The sequence below is a fragment of the Vibrio sp. R10-SG3-ISO3 genome (assembly GCF_059834225.1).
The window spans coordinates 34,745-47,375 of the sequence record NZ_JCBDHE010000020.1 but is presented as its reverse complement, the minus strand read 5'-3'; the positions used below and the strand labels follow the sequence as shown (position 1 = coordinate 47,375).

Here is a 12,631-nt window from a genome sequence, read left to right as displayed (position 1 = left end):
GCGAGTCGTTTTACCGAACCTTACCCTGCTTGACACAAAATGACAAAGCGAGGCGAGATTTTAAGATTGGAGGGGGTTCTACCGCGCATTTTCACTTCGCTTAGCAAGCGCAATTCGCTCTGCCAGCTCAGCAAAACCAAACCCGCCGTTTGAGTCGGTGATCCACTGCGGCTGGTGATTAAGCTGACTCAGAACATGGCGAATGTTGTGCACGCCAAAGGTCGTCGATAACCACTCGAACATCCCTTCATCGTTGAGCGAGTCACCCACGTAAGCGATATTGGACAACGCCGGCAGTTGGCCATGATTGTGCGCGCGAAGATAGGCTTCACTGCTGGTGCGCTTAGTGTGCTGACCCAACCAAGCGTTGATGTGAATCGAGCTTTGTGTCGCATTGACGACTTGCCCGTCCACTTTGATAGCGCGAATGTCAGCAAGCAGTTGTTCACACAACGCTGGAGATAACGGAGTACGCTCTTGACCTGTGTTGACTGCGACATCGCAGTAACGAAACGCTTGATCGCTGGCAAACGTTACGTCTGGGTAGTCACGCAGCCGCTCGGCAATACGCTCAATTAACGCTCGCTGCTGGCGCTTCATCTCATCCAAAGGCGTAAGCGTGTGGGTGATGAACCCACTCTCGCTGCGGCGCATCCAAAACGCGCCGTTTTCACCAATCACACCATCGAGCGGCCAGAGTTTGGCCATTTGATCGCACCATCCAGCGCAAGCACCCGTGACACCCACCACTTTCACGCCGACATCACGCAGCAGCGTTAACGCATTCAGCGTTTGCGCAGGCAGCTGTCCTTGCCAGGTTAACGTGTCGTCGACATCGGTGAGTAACCAGGTGATAGACGCGAGCGACGCTTGATTAGCGCTAAGCAACGAATCAGGCATTCACCACCTCTTGATGGCGGCCTTCTGTCAGTGAAATGCGCTTCGAGGTGTTGGCATCAAAAAGATGCAGATGCTCGGGTTTGATGTCGACACCAAAGCTATCACCGATGGCGATTTTGCTATGACCTTCAACCCGCACCACCAAACGCTGCGCCTCTTCGTCGAGCGTTTTACAGTAGAGCAAGAGGTCAGCGCCCAGCGCTTCGATCAACTCGACTTCAACGTGGAACCACGGGTTATCATCGCACAGCTGCAGGTGCTCCGGTCTGAGCCCAAGCTTAATATCGCCCAGATTCAGCGATGCGGTCTCTAGCGGATAGAGCGCCTGAGCCAATTCAATACCATCAATGGTTACACTCGCATCAAGAATATTCATGGAGGGAGAACCAATAAAAGTCGCGACAAAAAGAGAAGCCGGGTAGTCGTAGATATCAAGGGGTGTACCCACCTGCTCCACGTTCCCTTTGTTCAATACCACTAGCTTGTCGGCCAAGGTCATGGCTTCGACTTGATCGTGGGTGACATAAATCGATGTGGTCGCGAGACGGCGTTGCAGCTTTTTGATCTCCAATCTCATCTGTACGCGCAGCTTGGCATCGAGGTTCGACAAGGGCTCATCAAACAAAAAGACCTTAGGTTTGCGAACAATCGCTCGCCCCATCGCCACGCGCTGTCTTTGCCCTCCAGAGAGTTGACCCGGTTTGCGATCCAGTAAGTGATCCAACTCGAGCATTTTAGCGGCCTCATTCACCAAAGCGTCAATCTCTGCCTTCGGTGTTTTTCGGTTGCGTAGCCCATAAGCCATGTTGTTGTAGACCGTCATATGTGGATACAAGGCATAATTTTGAAACACCATCGCGATATCTCGCTCACTCGGCTCGAGCGCATTGACGATGGTGTCATCGATAGACAGCTCCCCAGAGCTGATCGCTTCCAGGCCGGCAATCATACGCAGTAACGTCGATTTACCACAGCCACTTGGCCCCACTAAGACCACCATTTCGCCATCGTGAATGGTCAAATCGACACCATGAATCGCTTGGTATCCGTTCGGGTAGCATTTCGCTACGTTATTGAGAGTAAGTGTAGACATGAATTATTTCTCCGAATCAACCAGACCTTTGACAAACGCTTTTTGCATCGCCAGCACCACAATGACCGGTGGCAACATGGCAATAATGGTCGTGGCCATAATTTTGTTCCATTCAATGACCCCATCGACAACACCCAGCATCTGCTTGATGCCCATCACTATGGTGTAGTACTCGATGTCGGTGGTGATCAGTAACGGCCATAAGTATTGGTTCCAGCCGTAAATAAAGGTGATGACAAACAGCGCCGCGATGTTGGTGCGAGAGAGCGGCAGTAATATGTCAAAGAAAAACTTAATCGGTCCTGCGCCATCAATGCGCGCCGCCTCCACCAACTCACTTGGCACCGTCATAAAGAACTGGCGGAATAAAAAGGTCGCCGTCGCACTGGCGATCAGTGGGATGGTTAAGCCATAAAACGAATTGAGCATGTTGAGATTAGTGACCACTTCAAAGGTCGGCATAATGCGCACTTCCACTGGCAGCATTAAGGTGAAGAAGATCATCCAAAACGCCAACATGCGGCCCGGAAAGCGAAAAAAGACCACCGCATAGGCCGACAAAATCGAAATGGTCAGTTTACCAAAGGTGATGCACAGTGCCATCACGAGGGAATTCAATAACATACCGGTAATCGGCAGTGCTGTATTATTGACTTGGCTTGCATTACTCAGTAGTTCGTTAAACACACTGAAACCGAGGTCGCCAAACCAAAGTGGCGTTCCTGTCGCAAAGGCGGTGTTTTCATGGGTGGTCGCCACCAGCGCAATCCAGACTGGTAGTGCAATCGAGACGATGCCAGCCACCAACACAAAGTGGCAAAATAGAGTGAATAAGGGTCTGCGTTCTACCATCAGTAAGCCACCTTCTTCTCAACGTACTTAAATTGGAACACGGTTAACGTCGCGACCAACACCATTAACACCACCGACTGCGCAGCCGACGATCCTAAGTCCAAACCAATAAATCCATCGTTGTAGACTTTGTACACCAACGTGGAAGTGCTGTTGCTCGGCCCGCCTTGCGTCATCGCATGGATGATGGCGAAGGTGTCGAAAAAGGCATAGACAAAGTTAACGACCAATAAGAAGAAACTCGTAGGCGAAATCAACGGGAAGCTGATGGTGAGAAAACGCTTTACCGGCCCACTGCCATCGATGGCCGCTGCTTCAATTAATGAACGGGGGACGGACTGCAACGCCGCTAAGAAGAACAAAAAGTTATAGCTGATCTGTTTCCACGTTGAGGTGATGATCACCATCCACATCGCGTGGGTGCCATTGAGTGTCGGATTCCAATCAACCCCTATCCACTGGAGGGGTTGGCTGGCCACGCCAATCGTTGGGTCAAAGAGAAACAGCCACAAAGAGCCCGCCACCACAGGCGCAACGGCATACGGCCAGATCAGAAAGGTACGATAGAAGGTGCTGCCACGAACGATATGCTCGGCAAAGGCCGACAGCACCAACGCACTGACCAACGCAAGCACCGCTACGCTGAGACTAAATTGTAGCGTCGTGAATAAGGAATCGAGATAATACGGATCGTGAAGCAGCTTTTCGAAGTTTTCCAAGCCAACAAACTCACGGCTCATCCCAAACGCATCTTCCAGTTGAGATGATTGAAAAATCGCTTGCCCAGCCGGCCAGATAAAAAAGACCAGGGTGATCACCAGTTGCGGGGCGATCAGCGCAATGGGCAGCCATTTATGTTTAAAAATAACAGGCGATGACATAGATAATCCAGATAGAAAAAGGCGGAGCACACTCGCTCCGCCAAACGAGGGTGTTACTTTTGCGTGCGCTCAAAGCGGCGCAATTGCTCATCACCACGGCTTACCGCATTGTTCAATGCTGTTTTCGCCGTCGTTTTACCAGACCAAACGGCCTCTAACTCTTCGTTGATGATATCGCGCGTTTGCAAGAAGTTACCAAAGCGAATGCCTTTGGAGTTGACCGTTGGCTCAACCGACGTCATCTGTACGACAGCGGTGTCAGTGCCTGGGTTCGCCTCATAGAAGCCTTGGCTCTTGGTCAGTTCATAGGCAGCCTTAGTGATCGGTAGGTAACCGGTAAACTGGTGCCAATCAGCTTGAACTTCAGGGCTAGAGAGATATGAGAAGAACTTCGCTACCCCTTTGTACTCTTCATCAGAGTGACCACGCAGTACCCAAAGCGAGGCCCCACCGATAATGGTGTTTTGCGGTTTGTCGACCAGTTCCGCGTCATACGGCAGCTGCGCTACACCGACGTCAATGCCTTTCATGTTCTCTTTAATGCCCGCTAGCCCCGCCGACGAACCCATGGTCATCGCACACTCTTGGGTGTAGAACAGTGGCATACCATCGGATTGACGACCGCCGTACTTAAAGATCCCTTCTTTTGACCACTCGCCCATTTTCTCAATGTGCTTCACAAACGCCGACTCATTGAACTTGAACTGGGTATCGAGTCCGTCAAAACCATTGCTGTTGTTGGCGACAGGGACATTATTGCGAGCACCGAAGTTTTCAATTTGCGTCCAAGATTGCCAAGTGGTGCTAAAGCCGCACTTAGCGCCCGACTCGATCAGCTTGCGTGAGACGGTTTCCATCTCTTGCCAGGTTTTCGGTGCCTCTGTAATGCCCGCTTTTTCAAACATCGCTTTGTTGTAGTACAGCACAGGCGTTGAACTGTTGAATGGCATCGACAACATTTGGCCTTCACTGGTGGTGTAGTAACCCGTCACAGCGGAGAGGTAGTTGTCTGGATCAAACGGCTCTTTGGTGTCTTCCATCAACTGGTAAACCGGGTAGATGGCCTGCTTGGCACCCATCATGGTTGCCGTGCCGACTTCAAAAACCTGCACAATGGCTGGCTGCTCTTTCGCACGAAATGCCGCAATCGCACCTGTCATGGTTTCTGCGTATGAGCCTTTGTATACAGGTTTGATTTCGTAGTCATCTTGACTGGCATTAAAATCCGCCGCTATTTCATTGACCTTTTTACCTAGCGCACCACCCATGGCGTGCCACCATTCCACTTCTGTTTTCGCTTGAGCTTGCGCACTCAGTAGTGCTGCGGTGACGGCCAAACCGGTCAGGTGTTTGATAGACATAATGGTTCCCTTATGTGAGTCTTACTTGCGTAAAGTCCTAGTGTGGTTAAACCTCAGCGGATGTTCACTTCTCTTTCACATTCGCTGCTTCAGAATTCAAGTGAACATTAATTAGCGAAAGTTACGCTGAGATGACACTTAAATGAACATAAATGAAACTTAACTTTCGGTTGAATGCCTGTTTGGGTGTCATCAAACGGTCACATGAAGATGACAGAGTTCGTTTGAAACAAAATGAACATAGACAGTGAAGAACAATGACAACACTCCCTACCCTTATCCCAACCATGGCCCATCGCGGCCTCTCTAGCCTTGCGCCAGAAAACACACTCGTCGCGTTTCAGCGTGCCGTTGAATTGGGTTGCCAGTGGATAGAAATCGACGTCCAACTGAGCGCCGATGATGTGCCCATGGTGATTCATGACCACACGGTGAACCGTTGTACCAACAGCAAAGGTAAAGTGAGTGAGTTGACGTTACAGCAACTGAAACAACTCGACGCCGGGTTGTGGTTTTCTGATGAGTTTGAAGGGGAACCAATCCCTACCTTAGCGGAAACATTGGCCTTGACCCAAGCGGCCAATGTTAACCTCAACATTGAGCTCAAACTCTATCCTCACACGGACATTGATCGCCTGTGCCATCACGTCGCTGAGGTGATCAATGAGATGGGTATTAACCCTCAAACCCTGCTCTTTTCGAGCTTTAGCACTCATGCCTTGCAATGCATCAAACAGTATTTACCCGATGTGCGCCGCGGGCAATTGTGGCAAAGCATTCCCTATGACGCGGCGTCGGTCCTGACTCAAATTGATGCCTACAGCGTGCACTGCGACTACCGCTTTTTGACACAGGCGCAAGCCAAAGCGATTAAGCAGATGGGTTATCAACTCTACTGCTACACCCCCAACTTTCCCGAATTAGTTGAGCCACATCGCTTATGGGGCGTCGATATGATGATCACCGACGTGCCTCAGCGTTATACTCAGCGTAACGAAACTCACACTGGTGCCGAACGCCACGCTATTCATGGATAATCTTTCACTCCGCCAACACGCGATCATTGAGCGCATTCATCAACAGGAATATTGTTCGATTGATGAATTGGCTCAGCAGTTTGATGTCACGACACAAACCATCCGCCGTGACATCAACGAACTGTGCAACCTAGGCTTGACCCGTCGTCACCACGGCGGTGTCAGCTTACCTGCCACCCTGAGCAACCGTAGTTACACCTCACGACGCATGACGAATGCCAAGGACAAACACGCCATTGCCGAGCGCGTCGTGCAGCATATTCCCAATGGTTGCACTCTGTTTTTGGGTATCGGCACAACCATCACCGCGATTGCAGAGCAGCTTGGGCATCACCGAGAATTGCGTGTGGTGACCAACAACTTTGAGGCGGCGCATATTCTCTCCCAGTTTGAAGAGGTGGAAACCTGGATCCCAGGCGGGCGCATTCGCAGCAATGATCGCGATGTGGTGGATGATAAAGTCGCCGACTTTTTCGCTCAGTTCAGTGCTGACATTGGTATTATTGGCTGCGCAGCGGTCAGTGATATACGCAGTGGCCTAGAGAATACAGAAGTGACGCAGTATGTGATGGAGCACGAATTGCGGGAGGCGCGTGTCAGCCAAGCGATATTGGCCCATGCAGAGCAACGTTGGTTAGTGGCCAACGACAGCAAATGGCAGCGACGCGCCAATACCAAAGTCGCGCCATTGGAATATTTTGATCGCATCTTCAAAGACAGCAAACAAGCCTAACCTGCTCTAGGTTTCACCCTCAAGATGGGTTAACGTAGAAACATTGTTTTGTTTTTTTCAGTTAACGAGGCCGTTAACTCAGTGCAAGGAAAGCTATGGTCGAGCAGGTTGTTGGCATTCTTTTCCCCGTCTTTGCGTTGGTATTGATTGGGTTTTCTGTTGGGCGTTGGTTAAAACCAGACTTCAAACCGATCAACCGCATCAACATGGACGCTTTCACCCCCGCGTTGGTGTTCTCTTCTTTGGTTGCGATGCCTCTCGATACCAACCAGTTGCCCCTTTTGAGTGCGTCACTCATTTCAGTTTTATTACCCGGGCTATTGATGATCCCAATTTGCGCCATCAGTAAACTGCGCTTTAAAGCCTGGGCGCCGCCACATATGTTTCGCAACAGCGGTAACTTGGCGATCCCTCTTTTTACCTATACGTTTGGTGAGACGGCGCTGGCGCCTGCGGTTCTGCTGTTCGTGGTCTCCGCCTGCTTGCACATCAGTATCGGCTTAGCGCTGCTGAGTGAAGGCAACCCAATCAAACAAGTGGTCAAAATGCCGATTTTTCTGGCGGCCAGCGCAGCGCTTTTTCTCAACCTAAGTGGGATTGGTGTGTGGTCCCCTTTGTATGAAGCGACGGTGTTACTCGGTCAAGCCGCGGTACCCGTAATGCTGCTCTCTTTAGGGGCGCAAATGTGTCATATGCGTTTGAGTGGATTTCGTATCGGTGTGCTGTGCACGCTGCAATCCTTGTCGACGGGTGCAGTGGCGTTTGCCGTCATCTATTGGTTTGTGCCGCTGCCGACTTTGGAGCTGCAAATGATGGTGCTGTTTACCATGTTACCACCGGCAGTAATGAACTACCTGTTTGCCGAACGGTTTGGAGTTGAGCCGACGAAAGTGGCGTCGATGGTGCTGTTTGGTAACTTCTTCAGTTTGATCACTCTGCCCCTGCTGCTGACATTCGCCTTATCTCTGGGTTAACTGCTTATCTCTGCTAACTGGCGTTGACATGTCCAAGCGATGTATAAACAAAAACAGCGGCCATTGGCCGCTGTTTTCACATCATCATTAATTACTTCTTCAGTTGAGTGAAGTAGTCAAAGATAACCGGTACGTCGTTTTGACCTAGACCAGCGTCTACAGCCGCTTGTAGGCTTGTAGAAGTACCTTGAGCGATGAGAGACTCAGTACCTAGCTCTTCACAAAGAGCAAGGAAGTAACCAAGGTCTTTGTTAGCGTTAGCAACAGAGAAACCTAGTTTTTCTTCGCCATCTACAGCGTAGAACTTACAGAACTGCATGAATGGTGAGTTAGATGGACCTGCTGACATGATGTCAAACAATTGTTGGCCGTCTACGCCTGCAAGCTTAGCAACAGCGAATGCTTGAGACATTGTCGCAACCGTTGTCATACCCATGAAGTTGTTAACAAGCTTAGTTACGTGACCTGAACCTAGTGCGCCTAGGTAGAAGACGTTTTCACCTTGCTCGTCAAGAACAGGCTTCACTTTGTTGAATGTTTCGATATCGCCTGCTGCCATGATGTTCAAAAGACCATCTTTCGCGTGTGCAGGTGTACGACCTAGAGGTGCGTCAATCATACCCGCGCCTTTCTCAGCAAGGTCAGCACCAATCTTCTTAGTCGAAGCTGGGATAGAAGTACCAAAGTCGATGAGCGTTTTGCCTTCAGACATACCCGCTAGAATACCCGCTTCACCGTAAACCACTTTCTCAACCACTTCAGAAGTCGTCAGACATAGCATTACGATGTCACTTTTCTCAGCCAGTTCTTTGCCAGACGTCGCTTCAGAGGCGTTGCCACGAGCAAGAACAGCAGCGACTGCGTCTTTGTTAAGATCCATAACGTTAACTTCGTAGCCACGGTTTTGTAGGTTCTCAACCATGTTGCCGCCCATAAGGCCAAGACCGATGAAACCAATTACAGGTTTAGTCATTTCAGACTCCTAAATGCAATATTGTATGATTATATGATGTGGTCGTAGAATACCGCTCATGAGCGGCTAACGCAATCCTTGATTCAATAAAAATTGCGGTAAAGCCTTAGAATTGTGAACTCAATCAGAATGAGACAGTGTTTTAAAACACAAACATTGCCCAGAAAAAAGAAGAAAAAATCACACCAATGAATCGTAGAAAACGCTTATTTGTGTGACCAAATGATGGGAATTGTCCGCCTTTAGCGCTCATCATCTAACACAGGTGACCAGTTTTCAGGATCGGTCAGCCGCGTTTCACTCGGCGATGCTTGCGCTCGAATGTCACTTGGGTTGTAAATAGCGCAACTCTCCATCGACAAACAGCCGCAACCAATACACCCACCTAAGTCCTGTTGCAGCGCTTTCATCTGCAATATGCGGTGCTCAAGCAGTTGATGCCACCCTGACGCCATCACTTGCCATTCTTGCCGATTGGGCGCTTGGTGGTGTGGAAGGTGGGCAAACGATGCCGCGATCTCCTCCAAGGTCAGTCCAACTTGTTGAGCAGCTTTAATGATGGCAACACGTCGCAGCACACTTCGATGATATCGGCGCTGGTTCCCGGCGTTACGCCAACTGAAGATCAGCCCTTTCTGCTCATAATAATGTAAGGCCGACACCGCAACACCTGAACGTTTAGCGACCTCTCCGACCGTCAGTTCCATCTTGGCTCCTTAATTCACTCGAACGTTATCGACTCAAATGAAAAATAACGCTTTACCTAAAGTTAACTTGAGGTTTTAGAGTAGCAGCAACTGATCAATATTGGTACACAGAAAGGAACACCACAATGACATTACACGGACGCAATAAGACCACTCCCTACCTAACCGGACGCTTTTTTGATGGCATTTCTTCTGGGCTATTTATGATGGCTCTGCCTTGGCTCATGTTGCAATCGGACAATATGGGCACCTTTGTCGCCTTAGTGGCACTCACTTGTACTGGTCTCTCATTTTTCTTCACCCCCTTCTTTTCAACCTTGATTGACCGCCATTCACGCAAAACAATCTTAGTGATGGTCCAATGGGTGCAAGCCATTTGCGCCGCGCTGGTGATGATCCTGTCATACCACGGCATGCAATCCCCATGGCTATTGGCACTCGCGCAACTGGTGTTTTGGGTCTCGAGCAATCTGGCTTGGTCTACCAACAATGCGTTTACCCAAGAAAATTATGATCACCATGAATACGCCACGATTTCTGGACAACAAGAGATCATAATGCAAGGCACCACGCTAGGTGCTGGCGCGTTAGGTATTGTGCTCCTCGAGCAATGGGGAATTGTCGAATTCTCAGGTTTTGCCATGTTGGCATCCACATTGGCGGGTATCAGTTACCTGGTGACACCTTATCGACAAGCGTTTCGCGCCGAACGTAAAGTACGCTTTTGGCAACAACTCGTCGAAAGCCGCTCCATCGTGCTTTCTGAACCACGCTTTTACGCCTTCTTGATGCTTTCTTCTCTCTCCTACCCCATTTTGACTTACTTGGGAAAGTTGGTGCCGATCTGGTTTGCACAGCAGCACATTGCTGGGCACTGGCTCGCGGGCTACAACATGGCGTTTGGGATTGGCTCGCTGCTCACCGGACTCATCGTACACAAATTACTGACCCGTCGCGCCTTACCCCGCACCATGCTGCTCGCCATGTCGCTCAGTAGTGTGATGGTACTAGGGATGAGCATCTCATTAAGCCCAGCGACCTTGCTTGTCTTCACCTTGTTATTTGGCCTTTTTAACGCGTTAAATCGAATCGCGCGAACGAACTGGATGCACCACACCATCGCCATCCATCAACGAGGCCGCGCCGACGGTGCTTTGCAAATGTTTGCCACTCTAACCCAGAGTATGAGCTATGTGCTGATCGCTTTGCTCAGTCATGCCCAGTGGATCGAACTGGGGTTCTTACTCGCTGCAATCACCATGGGAGGAGCGACCCTCGCCATGCGTTGGCTACTGACTCATGCACCAGAGTCCAGCGTTATGAACGCTTCTATTCAGAGAGGAGAGTTATCTGCCACCGCAACGTGATCAAAGGTAATCAACACATGGCCGAAACTACCGATCATTTATCAGCGCAATTGCAGTATTTTAAGGTGTAGATGTAAACTGGCTTTCGCAAAAGTACGAATAGAAACAGCAGGGATAGAACGAAGAACTGCTTTCTCCGTTCTATATAACAACGCGCGCCATGCGCTAACAACGCCCAACGACGTGAAAGTTACGCATCGATCTTTAAGAATTGACGTACTCGCTCGGAGTCTGGGTCGGTGAAGAATTTTTCTGGATGATTCTTCTCGATTAAAATCCCTTTTTCTAAAAACACGACCTGGTCGGATACTTGTCGTGCAAAATCCATTTCGTGAGTGACGATAACCATGGTATATCCCTCTTTTGAGAGCTTTTTCATCACCGCCAGTACTTCTTCGACCAGTTCGGGATCGAGCGCTGACGTCGGTTCATCAAATAAGAGAACCTCTGGCTCCATCGCCAAAGCGCGAGCAATCGCTACACGTTGTTTTTGCCCACCTGATAACATGCTAGGGTAACTATCAAGTTTGTGTGACATTCCTACTTTGTGTAGTTGAGTTTCCGCCATAGCTTGTGCGTCCTCTTTGGACCACTTTTTGACGTGAATTAGTGCCTCCATGACATTTTGCTTGACGGTTAGATGAGGCCATAAGTTGAAACTCTGAAATACCATTCCAACACGTTGCCGCATCTTCGCTAGTTGTTTGTATTTAACAGGCTTATTGGTGTCACTACTCACACCAATACGTTCTCCCCCAATATAGACAGCACCACGCTCTGGCTGCTCTAACCAGTTTATACAACGCAACAATGTCGACTTCCCTGATCCAGATGACCCAAGAATGCTTACCACTTCACCTTTTTCAATACTCAGACTGATATCTCTTAATACCTCGATACCGTCAAACTGTTTTGACAAGTTTTTAATCTGGATAGTGGTTTTGTTCAGAGACTTTAATGGCTGATGACCAACCCTTGCGCCTTGTAGCGACTCGCAAGTGACCGGCTCAACAACATGCAATTGCGTATTCTCACTCGCGATTTCATCTATCCTGTCAAACGTTTTTTCAGATGATATTTTAAGCATAACTTAGACCTCGCTGTTGCACTTTGCTAAGTGCTCGTTTTGTTAACTGTTCGACTACAATGCTCACTATCCAATACAAACCAATTGCGACGATAAACGCATTGAGTGGAATAAAGTAGGTCGACTGAATACTGTTGGCCGCTGCAGTGATTTCACTAACAGTGATAATGCTCAAGAACGCCGTGTCCTTTAAGCAAATGATTAACTGGTTGGCGATAAGAGGGATAGATTTGAACAGGACGTTGGGAGCAATCACCCTAGTAAAAGTCTTGAATTTAGAGAATCCGCACGACTCTGCTGCCTCGATGTAACCGGGATCCATCTCTTTCCTAATACCGCGAAAAATCTCGCAAAAATACGTGCTGTGGTACAAGCATAAAGAGACCAACCCCGAAGTGATAGCATCCATACGAATGCCAATTTGTGGGAGCCCGTAATAAAGCAAGTAAGCAAGAATAAGAAAGGGCAAGGTTCGCATGATATTGATGCTCAGCGTGACACCTATTTTTAGACCACGCTGTCCGTTTTCTAGTAGCCCCAATAAGGCTAAGCCAACAAAAAAACTGATCGTGGATGCGACAACAAATAACACCACAGTCGTGAAAAGCCCGTAGAGAAAGACCTCACGTTGTTCCCAGATGATTTGCCATTCGTTCATATTGATCT

At 49.2% G+C, this 12,631-nt stretch carries 13 protein-coding genes; 4 read left to right on the top strand and 9 right to left on the bottom strand.

The features are described from left to right. Positions 1-78: 78 nt before the first annotated feature. Genes AC6R1A_RS05405 through ugpB form a run of 5 tightly spaced genes read right to left on the bottom strand, consistent with a single transcriptional unit; the run spans position 79 to position 5,087 of the window. A complete protein-coding gene (locus tag AC6R1A_RS05405) occupies positions 79-900 on the bottom strand; it encodes an HAD-IIB family hydrolase (RefSeq protein ID WP_500633990.1) in 822 nt (273 codons plus the stop codon). After that, entirely contained in the window at positions 893-1,993 is a 1,101-nt protein-coding gene (locus AC6R1A_RS05400; RefSeq protein WP_487901578.1) for a sn-glycerol-3-phosphate import ATP-binding protein UgpC, read from the bottom strand. Before AC6R1A_RS05400 ends, AC6R1A_RS05405 begins: the two co-directional genes overlap by 8 nt. A 3-nt stretch (positions 1,994-1,996) precedes the next feature. Then, positions 1,997-2,845 carry a sn-glycerol-3-phosphate ABC transporter permease UgpE gene (gene ugpE / locus AC6R1A_RS05395; RefSeq protein ID WP_487901579.1) on the bottom strand — a complete coding sequence of 283 codons (849 nt, stop codon included), beginning with the start codon at positions 2,843-2,845 and terminating at the stop codon, positions 1,997-1,999. Further along, a complete protein-coding gene (gene ugpA / locus AC6R1A_RS05390; RefSeq protein WP_500633989.1) occupies positions 2,845-3,726 on the bottom strand; it encodes a sn-glycerol-3-phosphate ABC transporter permease UgpA in 882 nt (293 codons plus the stop codon). The genes ugpE and ugpA overlap by 1 nt, the downstream gene beginning before the upstream one ends. Positions 3,727-3,779: 53 nt before the next feature. After that, complete coding sequence (ugpB, locus tag AC6R1A_RS05385; protein WP_500633988.1) at positions 3,780-5,087, bottom strand: sn-glycerol-3-phosphate ABC transporter substrate-binding protein UgpB; 1,308 nt, start codon at positions 5,085-5,087, stop codon at positions 3,780-3,782. A gap of 278 nt (positions 5,088-5,365) precedes the next feature. On the opposite strand from ugpB, the gene AC6R1A_RS05380 reads away from it, so the two are divergent. The 3 genes from AC6R1A_RS05380 (at position 5,366) to AC6R1A_RS05370 (ending at position 7,831) form a co-directional block, all read left to right on the top strand. Then, positions 5,366-6,124, top strand: a complete 759-nt coding sequence (locus AC6R1A_RS05380; RefSeq protein WP_500633997.1) for a glycerophosphoryl diester phosphodiesterase — start codon at positions 5,366-5,368, stop codon at positions 6,122-6,124. Next, positions 6,117-6,857, top strand: coding sequence for a DeoR/GlpR family DNA-binding transcription regulator (locus AC6R1A_RS05375; RefSeq protein ID WP_500633987.1), 741 nt, complete (start codon positions 6,117-6,119; stop codon positions 6,855-6,857). The genes AC6R1A_RS05380 and AC6R1A_RS05375 overlap by 8 nt, the downstream gene beginning before the upstream one ends. Positions 6,858-6,952: 95 nt before the next feature. Continuing rightward, a complete protein-coding gene (locus AC6R1A_RS05370; protein ID WP_487901582.1) occupies positions 6,953-7,831 on the top strand; it encodes an AEC family transporter in 879 nt (292 codons plus the stop codon). 91 nt (positions 7,832-7,922) lie between these two features. On the opposite strand, the gene AC6R1A_RS05365 is transcribed toward AC6R1A_RS05370, so the two are convergent. Then, the gene (locus AC6R1A_RS05365; RefSeq protein ID WP_500628392.1) at positions 7,923-8,804 is read right to left on the bottom strand and encodes an NAD(P)-dependent oxidoreductase; all 882 of its coding nucleotides are present in this window, start codon (positions 8,802-8,804) and stop codon (positions 7,923-7,925) included. Positions 8,805-9,046: 242 nt separating this feature from the next. Further along, positions 9,047-9,511: a redox-sensitive transcriptional activator SoxR gene (soxR, locus tag AC6R1A_RS05360; protein WP_500633986.1), complete on the bottom strand. Its 465-nt coding sequence runs from the start codon at positions 9,509-9,511 to the stop codon at positions 9,047-9,049. A gap of 125 nt (positions 9,512-9,636) precedes the next feature. Here soxR and AC6R1A_RS05355 point away from each other — a divergent pair, with 125 nt between their 5' ends. Next, positions 9,637-10,878 carry an MFS transporter gene (locus AC6R1A_RS05355; protein ID WP_500633985.1) on the top strand — a complete coding sequence of 414 codons (1,242 nt, stop codon included), beginning with the start codon at positions 9,637-9,639 and terminating at the stop codon, positions 10,876-10,878. Between the two features lie 190 nt (positions 10,879-11,068). Here the strand turns inward: AC6R1A_RS05355 and AC6R1A_RS05350 are convergent, their stop codons facing one another. Then, complete coding sequence (locus AC6R1A_RS05350; RefSeq protein ID WP_500633984.1) at positions 11,069-11,965, bottom strand: amino acid ABC transporter ATP-binding protein; 897 nt, start codon at positions 11,963-11,965, stop codon at positions 11,069-11,071. Further along, positions 11,958-12,623 (bottom strand): amino acid ABC transporter permease, encoded by a 666-nt coding sequence (locus tag AC6R1A_RS05345; protein WP_500629410.1) that lies wholly within the window; start codon positions 12,621-12,623, stop codon positions 11,958-11,960. Before AC6R1A_RS05345 ends, AC6R1A_RS05350 begins: the two co-directional genes overlap by 8 nt. Positions 12,624-12,631 lie beyond the last annotated feature (8 nt).